Source organism: Devosia honganensis, assembly GCF_042648785.1.
GTDB classification, from domain to species: domain Bacteria; phylum Pseudomonadota; class Alphaproteobacteria; order Rhizobiales; family Devosiaceae; genus Devosia; species Devosia honganensis.
Map to the genome: position 1 here is coordinate 97,001 of NZ_JBHRYD010000015.1, position 17,084 is coordinate 114,084.

Sequence of the window (17,084 nt, forward strand, 5' to 3'; positions counted from 1 at the left end):
GCCTATTTCTGCGGGATCACCTCATTGTCCTGCACCATAGTCTGGAAGCGCGACCTTATGGTGACAGCCCCGTCCCTGCCGCCGGACATGCCGCCCAGGCAGAAATCGCCCCGATTGGCGCGCTCGACGAAGGGCAGCAGCCGCCGCAACGCTTCGTCCACCGCCATGGACCGCTCGTGCGGGGTTTCCACCAGCAGATGGTCGAGGGCATAGGCATAGCTTTCGTAGCGGTAATTGAGCGCCCGCACGAACCAGTCGACATGCCATTGGTTTTCCATCCGCCGTGCCTCGACATTATGGGCGACGACCGGCTCGATGCTACCCAGCTCGGCCACCGCGATCCGCCGCTGCCGGTCCACCTCCTCCACCCCGCAGATGGCCCGGAAGGTTGCCGGAAGCGTGTCGAAATCGGCGAGGATATGCCGCCCCACCGTGGCGTAGCGCGTGGTCGAGGAGCGGTATTGCGTGCCGCGCAGCCAAGCATAATAGCGATCGGTGGTGAACTTGTGGTCCCGGGCTCGGCCGATGCGGGTGCGCTGCAGTTCCACCGAGGAATCGAACTGCCAGTCGCGGCTATGGGCAGCGACGAGGAAGCGCCAGGTGCGGTCGTGCATCTCGCGTTCCTGGTCGGTCTGGTTGAGGCTGGAGACCGGTTCCTTGCGCGAATGGGCGAGGCCCGCACCCATATAGGGCATGACGGTGTCGTGCAGCACACCGGGCTGGGCCCGGCCGAAATCGCCCACCGGGCGCGCCACGCAGCCGGCAGCAAGACCGGCGAGCATCACCAGGCCGGCGGCGCGGGCCAGCGCTCCCAGCGCGTCAGCCGCGCTTGCGCTTGCGCCGCCCGCTCTGGGCGTGGGTTTCTGGTGGCGGCGGCGCCCAGCGTTCATAACGCACCCCGGTGAAGATCAATATCTGGGCATCGCCGGACACGCTCGTGCCGGCGGCTTCGGACTTCTTCCGTGCGGCGAATTTCAGCAGCTTTCCCAAAGCTTGCCTCCATATGCATGGCCACGCCCTCCCATTCTTTGGAGGCAGCGGGCCGAGTGCGATCCGTTCCGACGCGACGCCCTTCCCTTTCCCGCATTAAGAGATCGTCAAGGTTAACAGTCTGCTAACGAATTGCCGGCAAAAGTCGTTCTGCATCGATTGTGATGCGGATGCGAGTCGATGGTTGCGCCGGAAATGCTTGGATTTCAGCCCTACGAGACCTTTCAGCTACTGATCGAGACGGGTGGCGTCGATCGCACCAATACGCTCCTCATCGCGGCCTGCGACGCCTATGCGCGGCGCGGCAAGCCGACCCATCCCGAAATGGAACAATTCGAGACCCTGGCCGCCCGCCTCTTCCCCACAGCCGGCCCGCAGGCCCGTGCCAAGGGCGCCGCCATTCTCGGGCGGGCCGAACTGCTCTCCCCCGCGCTCGAGCGCCTGGTGGTGGACAATATCGGAGAGGACCTCATTCCCTTCCTCGAAAGCGCCCTCGACCTGTCCGACCAGACCATGCTGGACATCGTCGCGCGCTATGACGTGCCGGCCTGCGCCACGCTGGCGGGCCGCGCCGGGCTGTCCAATGTCGTCCTGGCTCGGCTGTTTCAGATGAATTCGCGCAAGGTCTATCGCGCCCTCGCCGCCAATGCCGATATCGCCCCGCGCGGCGCCTATCTCAGCGCCCTGGCGCGCTCCGCCCAGATGGATCACCTCGTCGCCGAGGCCCTGGGCCGCCGCGACGATTTCGACGCCGCGCTGCTGGCACCCGCCTTTTTCGATCTTTCCGACGCTCACCGCGTCAAGGTCATCCAGGCTTTCGCCAACCGCACGACGCCGGTTGCGCCGATCTCGCGCACCATCGAGCAGCTTTCCGTGGCGACCGCAGAGCTCACCAAGGCTCTGATGAAGCTGTTTTCCGAAAATCGCCGCCCCGAGGTGACACGCCTTCTCGCCCAGATCACCGGACTCGACGAGGTGCGCTGCGGCCAGATCGCCCATGACGTTACCGGCGCCTCGCTTTTCGTCATCCTGCGCGCTTTCGGCGCCACCGCCTATGACGGGCTCAAGGTGCTCATCCACGCCACCAGCCATGACAGCGACCGCTCCCGGGCGCTTGCCGACTATGCCAGCCTGTTCGGAGCGGTCTCTGCCGAATCCATGGCCTATCTCATGAGCGCCTGGCGCGGCGAGGTGAACCTGCTCGAACTGGCCAAGCCCCAGCACCAGCCCTTTACCCAGCCCAGCCGCCGCACCGCGAAGCCGCTGGCGCCGGCCCACAACCCGGTGGTGGAAGAGGCAATCGAGGCCCTGGCCCGCATCGGCGCCCGTCGCGCCGGATAAGGCTCATCTCGCCTCCGGCACCAGGTCGATGCCGATATCGTCGCCGCGCCTGTCGAGGCTCAGCACCCACAGATCCGGATCGAAGGCGATTTCCTGCGCGATGCGCTCGCGTACCCTGCCGGGTTCCACACGGTCGAAGCGGCGCTGGAACATCGGGCCGGCATTGTCGCCGCGGCTGACCATGGGGGCCGGGGTGAACAGCGAATGGGTGCCGTCGAGATGATCCACCTCGATGAAAACCTGCCCGGCAATGGGATCGCCGCGCCGCGCCACCACGCACATGTCGCCATTGTCGTTATGGCGGCGCACGAAGGCCAGGCACCACAGATCGCTGCGCAGGCTCATCATGAAAACACCTCCCTCCCCGGCCAATCCGGATCGGGGAAGTCCTAGATCGTCGCGCCTGCCTGAAGCAAGAGATCGATCAGGTCGGGCTGCACCTGCCCGGTCATCCGGTAGCGGTGGAAGTTCTCGAATTCGCGGATGGCGCGGGCCGTTTCGGGGCCCGGCTTGCCATCCACCGGCGCGCGGAAGAAGCCCAGGCTGGCCAGGCCCCGCTGGATCTGCGTGACCAGTTCGGTATCGTTGGCCGGTGGCACCCGCACCGTGCTGGCCACTGGCGGCGTGACGACGGGGCTTGCCTGGGGTTGGAGCGATGCCTGCTGCACCGGCGCCGGCATGGGCTGGCTGCGAGCCTCGTGCGAGGGCAGCGGTGCCGCGGGAATGGGCGGATTGGCGACGCTTTGCGGGGTGGAGCGCGAGACATCCACCGCGGCGATGATCGAATCGATGGTGTCCGCCGCCGATTGGGCGACGGTGTCGAACGCCCGTTCGGCCGGAGATAGCTCCGGCAGGCGCGCCACCACCTGGTCCTGCGGGCCCGGCTGCGGCGTCACGACCGCCTGCCGGACCGGCGCGGGAGCCGGCTGCGCGGCCGGCGCCGGCATTGCCGCCTGCGGTTGCGGCGCGGTCACGCGGCCTGCCGGGTCCGCGCCGAGGATGGCGTCGATGACGCGCGGATCGAGCGCACCGGTCGGCGTCATGCCGTTGCGCTGCTCGAAGGCCCGGATCGCCTCGGCGGTCTGCGGGCCGTAATAGCCGTCCACCTTGCCGGTGAACAATTGCAGTTCCGCCAGTTTCCTCTGCACCGCGAACATCTGCGCATTGCCCACCGGCGCATCCGGCACCGCCCTTGCCGCCGGCACGCTGCCGGTGGTTTCCATCGTCGCCACCGGAGCGGCGACGGCAGCGGGCGCCGCTTCCGGCTCCGGCACGCGATTATCCTCCGGCCGCGCGACCGCCGGGGTCGGCAGCGGCGCCACCACGTCCTGCGCAGGCATGAAGAATGGGGACGGATGCTCGGCCGTCTGGAAATAGAGGGCATTGCTGCCCGCCAGCGCCGTCAGCGTCACCATGGCCATCAGGCCCGTCGAGGCCAGCGGTGCGCGCATATAGCGCGAAAAGGCCCATAGGCCCGCGCGGCCCGCTGCGCCGAACAGGGCGCTGCCGGCCATCAGCGGGAGCTGGGTGAAGGTCGTTGCCGTCATTGAGCTTTTCTTTTTTCGTTTGGCCATGTCGTCGGGGAGGCGGTGGGAGGCTCGCGATAAAGAGGAAGGATGTCGGCAGTATCACCTGGTTTGGTTGCCGGACCGTTTATGGGCAGCAGAACGGTGATGGTTGTCCCCGCCCCGATCTCCGACATGGCCCGCAGCGTGCCGCCATGCAGTTCCACCAGCCCCTTGACGATGGAAAGGCCCAGCCCCGTTCCCTCATATTTGCGGGCCAGCCCGTCCTGGACCTGGAAGAACGGCTCGCCGATCCGCGCCACCGCCGCCGGCGCCATGCCAATTCCCCGGTCGCGGACCGAGAAGTTGATCGACTGGCCCTGCCGCTTGACCGTCACCGTCACCGTGCCGCCTTCATGGCTGAACTTGATGGCGTTGGAGAGCAGGTTGATCAGGATCTGCCGGCAGACGCGCTCATCGGCCACCAGCAGGGGCAGATCGGCCTCGATCTGCGGCGCCAGCAGCACCTGCCGCTCCTGCGCCAGCGTCTCCACCATGGAGAAGCAGGCCGGAACCAGCTCCGCCGGCGCCAGCGGCGCCGCCTGGATCTCGAACTTGCCCGCCTCGATGCGCGACATGTCGAGCAGCATGCCCACCACGCCCAGCAGGTGCCGCCCGCTCTGCTGGATCAGCCCGGCATATTCCTTGTGCGTGTCCGACAATTCACCGCCGATGCCGCTGGTCATCATTTCCGAAAAGCCGACCACGGCATTGAGCGGCGTGCGCAATTCGTGCCCGATGGTGGCGAGGAACCGCGACTTGGCCTGCGAGGCGTCCTCGGCCGCGCGGCGCGCCTCGGCCATGGCCGCTTCGGCGTCCTTGCGGCTGCTGATATCGCGCAGCAGGCCGATCACGTCGTGGCGCGGCCCCGCCCCCGCTTCGTCGAGGATGGGCGAAAGCTGCATCTCCACCCAGGCGAAGCGCGGCACGCCGGAGCCGGCGCGCGGATCGTCCTGGCGCAGGCGCACCTCGATGGTCCGGCTGCGTCCGCCCTGATTGGCATCGGCGAAAGCCGTGAGGAAGGCCGGACGGTCGAGCACGTGCAGCCGCTCGGCAAGACCCTGCCCGGCAATCTGGTAACGGGGGCAACCGAAGAGCATCTCGGAGGACCGCGACGCCAGAAGCACGACACCTTCCGGCGAAAACCGCAGCACCGCGTCCTGGACATGTTCGATCAGGTGCCGATAGGCGTTGATCTGCGCCTTGTCGTGCACCTCATAGGCGGCGTTGATGCGGTGGGAACTATGGGCCACCACGAGGAAGGCCACGACGAAGCCGAAAAGCGAGGCCACCAGCAGCGCCTGCCCGGAGGCCGGCTGGGACGGCAGGCCCGCGAAATTGGCCAGAACCCCGAGCGCGAGCACGGGCAGCAGCGCCAGCCAGCTCAGCCGCCGCAATTCGCGCCGCGCCACCAGCGCCGCCAGCACCGGCCCCAGCACCGCCATGGCAAGGCCGGCATCGCCCGGCCGCGGATCGGCAACGGTCAGCACCAGGCCGGTCGCCATCAGCGTCGCGACCTGCGCCATGGCGGCGAAGTCGTAGAGGGCGCGGCGATGGGTGGCGAGGCTCACCAGCCCCCCCGCCAGCACCAGCATGGCGGCGAGCAGGGGCAGCGCGCCGCCGCCGGCCAATATATAGGCGGCCGGCCCCAGGCCAAGTGCCGCCGCTGCGATCAGGATGCGGGCATTGTTGGCAATGGTCTTGCGCCGAAGCACTTCGGGGCGGGCGCCCGCCCCCGAGAGGGCGGGATCGCCTCCCTTTCCGGCTCCGAAGAAGGTGAAGCTACGCATCAACAAAAAACTCACAACCCGACGCCCTGTTTCCCGGCACCTGACGGAGCCGTTTCACGGCTCTTCCCCGAGCCGCCCTGCCCGAATGGAATCGGGTCTTGCTGGGCTCCAGCCTCCGCCAGCAACCCTAAGAGGGGCTTAAGCAGGGCGCTGCGCGACCCTCCGGCGGCCCTTCCCACGGCGGTTTTGAAAGTTAGCGTAAACAAGGGGTTGCCCGGAGGCGGTCCGTTCCGGAAGTACGCCCGCTCCCATGCCCGCGCAATTTGCGTCAAATTTTATCGACTTGACGCAATCGGGCTTAATTCGCCGGCGATAGCTTTTCCCCGTCGGACGGGAATAGGCCCGCCGCGATGGAACGGTCCCCATGTTTCTGCTGCGCAGCGCATTCTGGCTCACCCTCGCCTTCCTGGTCATCCGGCCGGGCGTGGACATGGGCGATGCCGCTGCGGCACTGTCCTCCGAGGCGATGGCGCGCGGCAGCCAGTTCGTGGCCGAGCGGATCGAGGCCATCGAGTGTGACGATTTGCATTGCGTCGGCGGCAAGGCCCTTGCCACCGCCGCGCTCCAGACCAACCCGCTCGCCGGCGCCCCCATGCATGCCCAGCCGGCACGGCATCCGGTTCCCCATCCCCGACCTCGACCGGATCGCGCGGGATAAAGGAGGCCCCTCGAGGGCCCGGCAAAGACCCCAGGGGGCGTGTCCTTCCCCAAGCGACGCAACTCCATACACCCCTGGCCCCTGCCGCAGGCACACGCCCGTGCCTGCGGCTTTTTCATTCGCCGGCGCCGCTTCCGGCCCGGATTTGACAAGACTGGATATATGGCCATGATGACTGGCATGAAGCCGGTTTTCCTCGTCATCATCCCGAGAAAAATTAGCTGCCGCCAGGCACGCTAGCTGCCTGGCGCTGCCACCTGCCAAGCGCAAGAGCGGCGCCAGGATAAAACCGAACCCTTCCCCATCGATATCAGTTCGTCGCCCCTGCATGCAGCGCATGGAGGCGGTGCGGGCTATCCAGACCTGGAGAGTTGGACATGACGTTCAAATATACCGTGACCCTGCCCATCGAAGGCGCCAACAAGCTGAGCCGCTTCCGCGAGTGGGCGGATGCGCATCTGCCGGATTTGACCTATAGTCTGCCGGCACAGACGCCGGTGAAGACCCATACCATGACCATCAGGCTGCGATCCCTGGACGACCGCAAGCGCGTCCTGGAGCAATTCAGCCGCGAACGCCTTTGAATTGACCGTTTCGCCGGGCCTCACGGCCCGGCCCACATGAAAGGAGTAAAAACCATGCCCGCCCTGAGGTTATGCCCCTCATGTGCAGGACCCCGCCCCCGCGCCAGCATGCGCTGCCCCTGGTGCCACAGGACTTTCCCGCGGCGCGCCGAACGATCGCGGGCGACTTTGAGGACCGGCGCGGCCCACGAGGGCGGCCGGCTGGGCACGATGCCCAAACGCCCTCCGCCCTTTTCCATCCATGAAGGCCTTTGAGCATGACCACCATTTCCCTGTCCGACTGGACCCAGTCGCCCGAAATCGTGGTCGGTGAAGACGAGTGCCGCCGCCTCGGCGACGTCGCGCGAACTCATGCCGGCGCGGCGGACGGCCATGCCGAATATCTGCTTTACGAGCTCGACCGGGCGCGCCGCGTGCCCGACGCGCAGGTTCCCTCCGACGTCGTGCGCCTGGGAAGCGTGGTGCGCTACCGCGATGAAACCGGCCTGGAGCGCACCGCCGAACTGGTGCTGCCCGAGGACGCGAACGAGGCCGAAGGCCGGCTTTCCGTCACCAGTTCGCAGGGCTCCGCGCTGTTCGGCCTGCGCGCCGGGCAGACCATCACCCGGCCCCGGCCCGGTCAGGGTTCCCATCGGCTCAAAGTGCTCGGGGTCACCCCGCCCGGGTCGGACGAGCCTGGCCCCAGCGCGGCCTGAAAGTATCGCCTCCACTCTGGCAAAGCGGCCGGCCATCGCCTAGATAAGGACGCATGACCGAGCCGCAACCCTTCCGCGAAATCGCCGAAAATCTCAACTTCCTGGACGACTGGGAAGACCGCTACCGCTACCTCATCGAACTGGGGCAGGCCCTGCCCCGGCTCGAGGACGGCGAGCGCATTCCAGCCAACAAGGTCAATGGCTGCGTGTCGCAGGTCTGGCTGGTGGCGGAACGCGAAGAGATGAATGGCAGCCCCGGCCTCAGCTTTCGCGGCGAAAGCGACGCTCTGATCGTGCAGGGCCTCGTCGCCGTGCTGCTGGCGCTTTATTCCGGCCGTGCCGCGCGCGAGATCGCCGATACCGATGCCATCGCGCTGTTCGACGATCTGGGCCTGCGCGAGCATCTGACCACGCAGCGATCCAATGGCCTCGTCGCCATGGTGAACCGCATTCGCAACGAGGCGCGGGCCGCCCTCGCCTGACCTATATCGGGCGGCGCAACCGCCGCATCATCGGTTTTTCGACGGTTTCGTAGAGCATCAACCCCAGCGCGATGCCGCCGATCACCGCCACCGCTATCGCGCCGCTCACCGCCAGTCCGTCCTCCTGCCCCACGAACCGCAGCGCCACGCCGGCGAAGCCCGCCACCGCGAAGATATGCGCCAGATAGACGGAATAGGACGCGTCGCCCAGCCGCTCCAGCATGACGAGGCGCGGCAGTTTCGGCTCGAAGCCGACCGCCAGCGCCACTGCCGCCGTTGAACAGGTCAGAAGGCCCAGAAACGCCGTTCCGTCCTCCACCGCACCCCGATCCAGCGCGAAACCCTCGATCGCCCCGGCCAGCCCCACCAGCGCCAGCGGCACGGCGATCCGCCGGCCGATCCCGCCGAGCCGCCCCTCCACATGGGCGAGGCCGAGCCAGGCGCCGGCGACGAACGCCAGTGGCATGTAGCTGGTGTAGAACGCCGCTATCGGGGTCTGCGGATGCAGCAGGGTGCCGGACACCGCCAGCGCCAGATAGGCCAGCGTCAGCACCACCACCCGCCCCCGCGCCGCCAGCGGCGCCAACAGGGCGAAGCACAGATAGAAGAACATCTCGTAATTGAGCGTCCATCCGAGCTTGTAGAGCGGATGCAGGCCATGGCTGGCCGGATTGTAGAAGGGAATGAAGGCCATCGAGAGCAGCAATTGCATGCCGTCGAAGATCGTGGTCTTGAACAGGCCCGGCAAGATCAGCGCCAGCAACGCGGCCAGCAGGGTGAACGCCCAGTAGAGCGGCACCACCCGGATCACCCTTCGCCGCAGAAAGCCGAGCGGGTCGAACCGCCCTGCCCCGGTCACCGCCACCATGATGAAGCCCGAGACCACGAAGAACAGGATGACGCCGAGCCAGCCGATCCTTCCATAGGCCAGCGTCTGCTCGACCATCGGATAGAGCAGCGCGTGGGAAACGAGCACCAGCACCGCGGCGATGGCGCGCAGATACTGGATGGTGTGCAGCCTGGTGGTCACGACGATGCCATGGACGGTCGGAGGATCGGACGATTCCATATCACGGCGCCGCATCGACCGGGCATGGCGAGCGCGGACATCGTTAATCTCCCCCATCGCCGAACATCGCCGGCCGTTCGGGCAACCAGGCGCGCATGCGGCCGCCCTCCGCGCCCTCGGCCCGCGCCGCCAGCCCGAACAGACCGGCCAGATGATCCAGCCCGATGCGGAGCACGAGCTTGGCGCCGCGCCGCGGCCAACCCCGGTCGATCTCGACCTCCTGCAGTCCCCGGTCAAAACCGCAAATATCGGTCAGCACGCCCCAACAATCCCCTGGCGTCTGCCGCGCAAGCTGCGCCAGGAGCCGCCGCGCATCGGCGGCGCTATGGCTTATTTCCGCCTGCATCGGGCGGTTGCGCGTACCGCCCAGCCGGGCCGGGTCGTAGGACAGCGTGGTCCGCTGCATCAGCCGCGCCCGGCCGAACAGCCGTGCCAAGCGCCGCGCCGTTTCGACGTGATGCGGTTGCAGGAAGGCCTCCCCGCCACGCGCCGCCGCCAGCCGCTGCACGGCCTCGGGCGTGCCTTCGTCCGCATGGCGCTCATTCATGGTCCGGCTCCGCCTCGGTCAGCAGCGCCTCGAGCCGGCACACCGCATCGTCGAAATGGCGGTCGTCGCGCATATCCTCGATCAGCCGGCAGGCGTGGGATACCGTGGTCCGGTCCCGCCCGAAGGCCGCCCCGACCGCGGTAAGGCTCTGGCCGAACACCACGTGGGCGAGATACATGGCCAGTTGCCGCGCCCGCGCGGCCGGCGCCCGGCAGCGCGATTGATGTAGCAGCAGGGTGGCCGGCACGTTCAGCTCCCGCGCCACCAGCACGACGACCCGCTGAACCGGCGGGGGCGGTGCGGCCGCGAGCAGAGGAACGGCGGTCCGGAATGCGGCTGGATCGATATGCATGGGGCGGCTCCAACGAATATAGGATAATATTCCTATAATCTCGCTGAAAGCTACCGCCCCGGGGATAAGTGCGTTGGCCGGGGCCGTTCACTTTTGGGGAGAAATCCCCCGCGGTGCAAAACAATGGCGGCCGCCCGCCGGGCAGCCGCCACATTGAGAGCATCGCGCGGGAAAAAGGGAAACCGGTTTCCGGCTGAAACGATGCGGTAACGAAGAGATGGTGCGGAAGTTTGCGTTCTGCAGTCCGCGCGCCGCTCCTGAGCGGAGCGAGCGAATGGTCCGGCTCAGTCGACCTTGCGGCCCAGGCCGTGTTCCTTGGCGAGCTTGGAGCGCGTCGCCGAATAGCTCGGCGCGACCATCGGATAATCGGCCGGCAGGCCCCACTTCTCGCGGTATTCTTCCGGCGACAGATTGTAGTGGGTGCGCAGGTGGCGCTTGAGCGATTTGAATTTCTTGCCGTCTTCGAGGCAGATGATGAAATCGTTGGTGACGGACTTGCGAATCGGAACGGCAGGCTTGAGCTCTTCCACCTGCACCGGGACCTCGTTGGTCTGCAGGGCGCGAAGCGCGCCGTGCACTTCCGAGATCAGCTTGGTCAGATCCCCGGGGCTGACCGCATTGTGACTGACATAGGCGGACACAATTTCGGTACTGAGCTCGATCAGATCGGCCTCGGCAACAGCGATCGTGCCGGTATCGTCGTTCATTTTTTCAACCTTCCAATTTATTATTGGGCAGCAACAGGGGCGGCTCCTGCCTTACTGCTCTCGTATGATCGTTTACTGAGCCACGCAACCGGTGGTGATGTCATTCAACATATAACTCTCATCACTTTTGTAAGGCGGGATTTTGTTCTGCATTTGAAGAAATTTCATCCAGAACAGTTTCTTTGCACGGCTCGTATCCAGCAAGTTGACTCGCCCGCGCCAATAGATGCGCAGCAAGAGGTGTGGTGAGCAATAGAAACATGAGACCAATAACGGCCCGCAGCGCGACTGCGGCATCCTGGCTCGACAGGGCCACGGCAAGCAGGATCAGTCCGCCGCCCACCGCGCCGGCCTTGGACGCGGCGTGCATGCGCGTATAGAGGTCGGGCAGACGCAGGATGCCGATGGCGGCCAGCAGCGCGAAGACCGCTCCCACGAGCAGCAGCGCTCCCCCCAGATAGAGGATCACTTCGCCCGCCATCACCCTGCCTCCCCGCGCCCGGCCCGGCTGCGCAGCAGGATGTATCGCGCCAGCGCCACCGTGGCGAGAAACCCCAGCAGCGCCAGGGCAATGGCGATATCGAGATAGAGCGCCAGCCCGGTCCTGACCGCGACGGCGCCGACGAAGCCCATGGCCACCACCGTCAGCGTGTCGAGCGCCAGCACCCGGTCCGGCAGGCTCGGCCCGGCGACGATGCGGACGAGGCAGAGCAGCAGCGCCAGCGCCAGCAGGACCAACGACGCCAGCGTGATCCAGTCGATGAATTGTTCCGGGCTCATTCGAACACCTCCCTGATCCGCTTTTCGAAACCGTTGGCGATATCGGCGATCAGCGCCTCGCGGTCATCGAGAGTGAGCACATGCACATAGAGCACGCTCCGGTCCGGCGAGACGTCGATGCTGAGCGTGCCGGGGGTCAGCGTGATCATATTGGCCAGAAGGGTGATCTCGGCGTCCGACTTCACCGAGAGGGGCACCGCGACGATGGCCGGCCGCAGCACCTTGCCCATGTCGGGGCGAATCACCACCAGCGCGACGCGCACGGCGCTGGCGATCAATTCGTAAAGGAACAGGGCCAGCAGCGACAGGACGCGCCCCGCGCGGCGCAACACCGGCCCGCCGCCCAGCGAATGGCGCAGCAACAGCAGCGCACCGCCGCCGACGACACCGCCGAACAGCAGGTTGAGACCGGAGAAATTGCCGGTGACCCCGGCCCAGATCAGCGCCAGCAGCGCGACGAGAAAGGCCGGGGTCATGAGCCGCCCTCCGCCAGCCCGGTCGCCGCCACATAGCGGGCCGGCTCGACAATGTCGGCAGCCCCGCCCTTGGCGCCGTCGAGAAGCGGGCTGGGCCAGAGCCCCGCCACGGTGATCGCGGCGGCCAGCACCGCCGCCGAGGCCAGCCCCAGCCGCCCGCGCGGCGGCAAGGGCACGTGCTGATTGTGGTGGTGTTCAGAGACCGCCCCCTCCGGCCCGGCACGCCAGAATATGTGCGCCCACAGCCTCGTGCCGGCGATCAGCGTCAGCACCGCATTGACCAGCAGCGCAACGGTCAGGGCAATCCCGATCCAGCCGGCCTCGCCACCTACGCTGCCGCCGGCCAGCGTCGCTTCGAGCAGCAGCAGCTTGGGCCAGAAGCCGAGAAAGGGCGGCACGCCCGTCGCGGCCAGCATCAGCACGAAGAACAATACCGAAAGCGGAGCGCTCGCCGCATAGAGCCCACCCATCCGGCGGGTATCGGTGGCGCCGGTGCGTTTTTCCACCAGCCCCGCGACCATGTAGAGCGCTGTCATCGTCAAAATGGCATGGAAGATATAAAGGCCCGCCCCGGCGATGCCGTTCGCCGTGGGCAGCGTCAGCCCCGCGAGGATGGCGCCGATGCCGCCGATGACGATGAAGCCGATGGCGCGCCGCAGATTGGTTTCGGCAATGGCGCCGAGCGGGGCCAGCAGCAGGGTGAAGATCGCCAGCAGCGCCAGCACCGGCTCCAGCAGGTCGCGGCTGCCCGGCAGGATGGCCACCAGCGCCCGCAGCATGGCATAGGCGCCCACCTTGGTGAGCAGGCCCGCGAACAGGGCCGACACCGCCGCCCTGGGCGTATGATAGGCGGCCGGCAGCCAGGCATTGACCGGAAAGGCGGCCGCCTTGATGCCGAAGGCCAATAGCAGCAGGGCGGCGATCCCGCCCATCGCCGCCGGATCGGCCAGCGGCGCCACCCGCATGATATCGGCCATGTTGAGCGTACCCAGCAGGCCGTGCAGCAGCCCGAGCGACAAAAGGAACAGCGTCGTCGCGAGGAAATTGAGGAAACCGTATTTCACCGCCCCGTCGAGCTGCACCGGCCTGCCGCCCTGCACGATCAGCCCGAACGAGGCGATCAGCGTCACCTCGAACCACACATAGAGGTTGAACAGGTCCCCGGTGAGAAACGCGCCGGTGACGCCCGCCAGCAGCAGCAGCACCATGGCGTGGAACGCGTCCCCGTCATCTTCCGCGCCGCGCTCCGTTTCGGCATAGATCAGCACGCACAGCGTCGCCAGCGATGCCGCCAGCGCGAAGCCCGCCCCGAAAAGATCGGCGGTGAGGCTGATGCCGAAGGGCGGCAACCATTTGCCCATGGTCATGCTGACCGGCCCGTTGGCGAGGATTTCCGCGAGCAGCGCGATTTCGCAGGCGATGATGCCGCCGATGACGATCAGGGCGCCGATGAGCGGCATGCCGGGGCGGAGCCGGACCGTCAGCAGGCCCGCCGCCCCCAGCAGCGCCAGCACCACCGGCAGCACGATCACCCAGTCGGCCACGGGGGTCAGCGTGTCGATCGTCGCGGCGGGCAGTTCGGCAATGGCTGTTTCAGCGTCCATGGCGTCAATAACTCAGCGGCGGCTGCGGCGAGCGTTCGGGCTCGGCCAGCCGCATGGTGTCGGTATTGTCCGCATCGAGGCTCCGATAGGCGCGGAATGCCAGCACCAGCAGGAAGGCGAACATGGAAAAGCCGATGACGATGGCGGTGAGGATCAGCGCCTGCGGCAGTGGATTGGCGATCGGCCCTGCCGGTGCCTTGAGCCCCGGCGGCACGATGGGCGCAAGCTCCCGCGTCACCCGCCCGGCCGTGAAGATCAGCAGGTTCACCCCGTTGCCGAAAATGGTCATGCCGATCAGCATGCGGATCACCGAGCGCGACAGCAGCAGATAGATGCCCAGTGCGATGAACAGCCCCACCAGCACGGCAAGCACGTAATCCATCTAGGCTTCCTCCTCCCGCTCGCCATCCAGCAGCAGCAACGCCACGCAGGACAGCGTTCCGAACACCGTGCAATAGACCCCGAGGTCGAAGAAAAGCGGCGTCGAGAGCGCCAGCGCACCCTGCCCTGCTCCGAGTTCGATCCAGATGCTGGTCATGAAGGGCGAGCCGGTGAAGAGGCTGAGCAGGCCGGACGAGCCCGCCAGCACCACGCCGAACCCCGCTATGGCGAGCGGATCGACCCGCAGGGCCCGCCGTACCGCCCGGACATCAGAGGCCAGGGCGAACACGGCGATGGCCGCCGCCCCGATCAGCCCGCCGATGAATCCGCCTCCCGGCTCGTTATGGCCGCGCAGGCACACATAGGCGGAAAAGACCAGCATGATCGCCACCACCGTCGGCGCCAGCGTGCGAAAAATCACCGTGTTCATGGCGCCGCCTTCCGCCGCTCGTCGGGCAAGGCCGGTTTTTTCCGCCGTCGCAGCAGGGCCATTATGGCCATGCCCGCCCCCATCACCACGGCGATCTCGCCCAGCGTGTCGAAGCCGCGATAGTCGACGAGAATGACGTTGACGATATTGTGCCCATGCGCCAGCGGCACGCTGGTGGCGCTGAAGAAATCGGGCAGGCGCGAATCATAGCTGCCGTTGAGAACGAGCATCAGCAGCAGGCTCACCCCCGCCCCGCAGACCAGCGCCAGCGTGCCGTCGCGCATCCAGTCCTCGAAGGGGCGGGGATCGCGGTCGTCCAGCCGCAGCCGCGTCATCAGGAAGGTGAGGATCACCACGGACAGGATTTCCACCATAAATTGGGTAAACGCCAGGTCCGGCGCGCCGAACAGCAGGAAGATCAGCGCCAGCGCCGTTCCCTGCACGCCCAGCGACAGGATGGCGATGAGCCGCGTCGGCGCCGCCAGCACCGCCGCAAGGCCGAGCACCGCCAGCCCTGCCACGCCCCATTCGTAAGGTGTCGGCCCGGGCAGCAGCAGGAGGCGCGGGCGCCAGTCGCCCAGATCCGTCGCCGGCACCAGCCAGTCCAGCCCGCCCCAGGCCAGCAGCGGCCCGAACAGCGCCACCGCCATGGCCGCGAACACCACCGCCAGGTAGAGTTCCAGCCGTCCATGGTGCAGCAGCCGCGTCACCGCGCCCGAAAAGCGGATCAGCCCGAACATGACGGCATCGAATACCGTGTCGGCGGTCCAGCCCAGCGCGCCCTCGAAGCGCCGCAGCAGGGTGCGGATGGCGTCGGCCTGCCGATACACCAATATGCCCATCCCCCAGGTCAGCGCCGAGAGCCAGAGCAGCGGACCGGTGACGTCCAGCGCCAGCGTCAGATGGCTTTCGACCGGCCGGCCCAGGATCGCGGCGGAAGCGGGCGCCACCAGATCGTGGCCCAGCCATTCCGGCAGCAGCCCCGCAACGATCCCGCCCGCGCCCAGCAGCAGCGGCCCGGCCAGCATGGCGATGGGCGCCTCTTGCGGTTTTTTCGGCGTCGGCACGGTTTCCCCCAGAAAGGGCCGGATCATCACCAGCAGCGCCACGCCCACGAGCATTCCGTTGCCCGCCACCAGGACGATCAAGGTGAGCAGCCCGCGCCAGTCGCCTCCGGCCAGCCCCGCATACATCTCCTCCTTGGCGAAAAAGCCGATGGTCAGCGGCAGGCCGATCATGGAGAGCGCTGCGAGCGCCGTGGCGATGAAGGTCACCGGCATCCGGTCGGCCAGCCCTCCCAGCACGGTGATTTCCCGCGTCCCGGCCCCGTGGTCGACGGCGCCCACCGCCATGAACAGCCCGGCCTTGTAGAGCGCGTGGGCGACGAAATAGAGCACCATGGCAGCGATGCCGTAGCTGCCGCCCAATCCGATCAGCAGCACCAGCAGGCCCAGCGAGGCGATGGTGGTTTGCGCCAATATCTGCTTGAGATCGGTCTGCCTCAGCGCCCCCAGCGCCCCCCAGACGAGGGTGACGCCGCCGAAGCCCACCAGCATGCCGGTCCAGATCGCCGTGCCGCCCAGCGAGGGGCTCATGCGCGCCAGCAGATAGACTCCCGCCTGTACCATGGTGGCCGAATGCAGGAAGGCCGATACCGGCGTTGGCGCTTCCATGGCGTTGGGCAGCCAGAAATGCAGCGGGAACTGCGCCGATTTGGTGAAGGCTGCGACGAGGAAGCAAGTCAGCAGCAATCCGTAGAACCCGCTGTCGTGCAGCACCGCGCCCATGCCGCGCAGCGCGCTCATTTCCCAGGTGCCGGTCTGCTGGCTGATGACGATGGCGCCGGCGAGCAGGAACATGCCGCCGATATTGGTGAGCACCAATGCCTGGATGGCGCCGCGCCGCGCCGCCTGCCGCCGATGGTCGAAGCCGATCAGCAGGAAGGAGGTGATGGTGGTCAGCTCCCAGAACATGAACAGCGCCAGGAGGCTGTCGGACAGCACCACCCCCAGCATGGCGCCCATGAAGGCGAGCATGAACCCCAGGAACCGCCCCCGGTGGACATGACCGGCCAGATAAGCGCCCGAATAGAGCATGATCAGCGTGCCGATGCCGGCAATGGTCAGCGCGAAGACGAGGCTCAACCCGTCGATGTAGAAGGCGAGATCGAGCCCGTAGGCCGGAACCCATACGAGCCTTGCCGCCATGGTTCCGCCGTCCGCCACCACGGGGATCAGGCCCAGCAGGAAAACGAAGATACCCGCCGGCACCGCCGCCAGTATCCAACTGGCCAGCCCTCCGGCCAGGCGATGGATGAACGGAGCCAGGACGGCGGCGGCAAAGGGCGCGACGGCCAAAAGACCGATATTTGCATCGAGGGTCGGCCCCAAGCTGCCACTCCTTCCGCCGTTCGATGATTCCATTCCGGGATGAGGTCTGCGACCTTACCGGATGAAGGCCGCGCCACAAGTCATAACGGACCGATTGCGACTTTGGGCTTAGGCGTTTTCAACCGTTTCGAGGGGTGGCAAACTGCTCACATGGGGCCCGGAGCATCGGACCGAAAAGTGCAAAGCGGTTTTCGGACGCATCCGATGCAATAATAAACAGATAGAGCGCTCGATCCGATTCCA

General features: G+C 66.9%; 21 protein-coding genes. 5 read left to right on the forward strand and 16 right to left on the reverse strand.

The window, feature by feature from the left end; all coding sequences use genetic code 11:
• Positions 1-2: 2 nt before the first annotated feature.
• Together ACFOOL_RS15460 and ACFOOL_RS15465 are read right to left on the reverse strand one after the other, a co-directional pair.
• Positions 3-890 carry a hypothetical protein gene (locus ACFOOL_RS15460; protein ID WP_380098216.1) on the reverse strand — a complete coding sequence of 296 codons (888 nt, stop codon included), beginning with the start codon at positions 888-890 and terminating at the stop codon, positions 3-5.
• Positions 820-990: a hypothetical protein gene (locus tag ACFOOL_RS15465; protein WP_380098217.1), complete on the reverse strand. Its 171-nt coding sequence runs from the start codon at positions 988-990 to the stop codon at positions 820-822. The genes ACFOOL_RS15460 and ACFOOL_RS15465 overlap by 71 nt, the downstream gene beginning before the upstream one ends.
• A 195-nt stretch (positions 991-1,185) precedes the next feature.
• Between ACFOOL_RS15465 and ACFOOL_RS15470 the strand changes: the two genes are divergently transcribed.
• Positions 1,186-2,331, forward strand: a complete 1,146-nt coding sequence (locus ACFOOL_RS15470; RefSeq protein ID WP_380098218.1) for a DUF2336 domain-containing protein — start codon at positions 1,186-1,188, stop codon at positions 2,329-2,331.
• Between the two features lie 3 nt (positions 2,332-2,334).
• Here ACFOOL_RS15470 and ACFOOL_RS15475 read toward each other — a convergent pair whose 3' ends face one another.
• Genes ACFOOL_RS15475 through ACFOOL_RS15485 form a run of 3 tightly spaced genes read right to left on the reverse strand, consistent with a single transcriptional unit; the run spans position 2,335 to position 5,686 of the window.
• A complete protein-coding gene (locus ACFOOL_RS15475; RefSeq protein ID WP_380098219.1) occupies positions 2,335-2,676 on the reverse strand; it encodes a DUF1491 family protein in 342 nt (113 codons plus the stop codon).
• Positions 2,677-2,720: 44 nt separating this feature from the next.
• Entirely contained in the window at positions 2,721-3,878 is a 1,158-nt protein-coding gene (locus ACFOOL_RS15480) for a peptidoglycan-binding domain-containing protein (protein WP_380098222.1), read from the reverse strand.
• Positions 3,875-5,686 carry a PAS domain-containing sensor histidine kinase gene (locus ACFOOL_RS15485; RefSeq protein WP_380098223.1) on the reverse strand — a complete coding sequence of 604 codons (1,812 nt, stop codon included), beginning with the start codon at positions 5,684-5,686 and terminating at the stop codon, positions 3,875-3,877. Before ACFOOL_RS15485 ends, ACFOOL_RS15480 begins: the two co-directional genes overlap by 4 nt.
• Before the next feature lie 364 nt (positions 5,687-6,050).
• Between ACFOOL_RS15485 and ACFOOL_RS15490 the strand changes: the two genes are divergently transcribed.
• The 4 genes from ACFOOL_RS15490 (at position 6,051) to ACFOOL_RS15505 (ending at position 8,105) form a co-directional block, all read left to right on the forward strand.
• Positions 6,051-6,344, forward strand: a complete 294-nt coding sequence (locus ACFOOL_RS15490; RefSeq protein ID WP_380098225.1) for a hypothetical protein — start codon at positions 6,051-6,053, stop codon at positions 6,342-6,344.
• A 377-nt stretch (positions 6,345-6,721) separates the two neighbouring features.
• Positions 6,722-6,928, forward strand: coding sequence for a hypothetical protein (locus ACFOOL_RS15495; protein ID WP_380098226.1), 207 nt, complete (start codon positions 6,722-6,724; stop codon positions 6,926-6,928).
• A 257-nt stretch (positions 6,929-7,185) separates the two neighbouring features.
• Positions 7,186-7,623: a GreA/GreB family elongation factor gene (locus ACFOOL_RS15500; protein WP_380098227.1), complete on the forward strand. Its 438-nt coding sequence runs from the start codon at positions 7,186-7,188 to the stop codon at positions 7,621-7,623.
• 53 nt (positions 7,624-7,676) lie between these two features.
• Positions 7,677-8,105, forward strand: a complete 429-nt coding sequence (locus tag ACFOOL_RS15505) for a SufE family protein (RefSeq protein ID WP_380098228.1) — start codon at positions 7,677-7,679, stop codon at positions 8,103-8,105.
• Position 8,106: 1 nt separating this feature from the next.
• Here the strand turns inward: ACFOOL_RS15505 and ACFOOL_RS15510 are convergent, their stop codons facing one another.
• The 11 genes from ACFOOL_RS15510 to mbhE form a co-directional block, all read right to left on the reverse strand.
• Positions 8,107-9,174, reverse strand: coding sequence for an acyltransferase family protein (locus ACFOOL_RS15510; protein ID WP_380098230.1), 1,068 nt, complete (start codon positions 9,172-9,174; stop codon positions 8,107-8,109).
• 43 nt (positions 9,175-9,217) lie between these two features.
• Positions 9,218-9,721, reverse strand: coding sequence for a DUF6456 domain-containing protein (locus tag ACFOOL_RS15515; protein ID WP_380098231.1), 504 nt, complete (start codon positions 9,719-9,721; stop codon positions 9,218-9,220).
• Entirely contained in the window at positions 9,714-10,073 is a 360-nt protein-coding gene (locus tag ACFOOL_RS15520) for a helix-turn-helix domain-containing protein (protein WP_380098233.1), read from the reverse strand. The genes ACFOOL_RS15515 and ACFOOL_RS15520 overlap by 8 nt, the downstream gene beginning before the upstream one ends.
• 284 nt (positions 10,074-10,357) lie before the next feature.
• On the reverse strand, positions 10,358-10,780 hold the full coding sequence (locus tag ACFOOL_RS15525) for a MucR family transcriptional regulator (RefSeq protein WP_380098234.1): 423 nt from the start codon (positions 10,778-10,780) through the stop codon (positions 10,358-10,360).
• Between the two features lie 121 nt (positions 10,781-10,901).
• Entirely contained in the window at positions 10,902-11,261 is a 360-nt protein-coding gene (mnhG, locus tag ACFOOL_RS15530; protein WP_380098235.1) for a monovalent cation/H(+) antiporter subunit G, read from the reverse strand.
• Positions 11,261-11,560, reverse strand: a complete 300-nt coding sequence (locus tag ACFOOL_RS15535) for a monovalent cation/H+ antiporter complex subunit F (protein WP_380098236.1) — start codon at positions 11,558-11,560, stop codon at positions 11,261-11,263. The genes mnhG and ACFOOL_RS15535 overlap by 1 nt, the downstream gene beginning before the upstream one ends.
• Complete coding sequence (locus ACFOOL_RS15540) at positions 11,557-12,036, reverse strand: Na+/H+ antiporter subunit E (protein WP_380098237.1); 480 nt, start codon at positions 12,034-12,036, stop codon at positions 11,557-11,559. The genes ACFOOL_RS15535 and ACFOOL_RS15540 overlap by 4 nt, the downstream gene beginning before the upstream one ends.
• Entirely contained in the window at positions 12,033-13,640 is a 1,608-nt protein-coding gene (locus ACFOOL_RS15545) for a proton-conducting transporter transmembrane domain-containing protein (protein ID WP_380098238.1), read from the reverse strand. The genes ACFOOL_RS15540 and ACFOOL_RS15545 overlap by 4 nt, the downstream gene beginning before the upstream one ends.
• A gap of 4 nt (positions 13,641-13,644) precedes the next feature.
• Entirely contained in the window at positions 13,645-14,022 is a 378-nt protein-coding gene (locus ACFOOL_RS15550) for a Na+/H+ antiporter subunit C (RefSeq protein WP_380098239.1), read from the reverse strand.
• Entirely contained in the window at positions 14,023-14,451 is a 429-nt protein-coding gene (locus ACFOOL_RS15555; RefSeq protein WP_380098240.1) for an MnhB domain-containing protein, read from the reverse strand.
• A complete protein-coding gene (gene mbhE, locus ACFOOL_RS15560) occupies positions 14,448-16,841 on the reverse strand; it encodes a hydrogen gas-evolving membrane-bound hydrogenase subunit E (protein WP_380098241.1) in 2,394 nt (797 codons plus the stop codon). The genes ACFOOL_RS15555 and mbhE overlap by 4 nt, the downstream gene beginning before the upstream one ends.
• Positions 16,842-17,084: the final 243 nt, after the last annotated feature.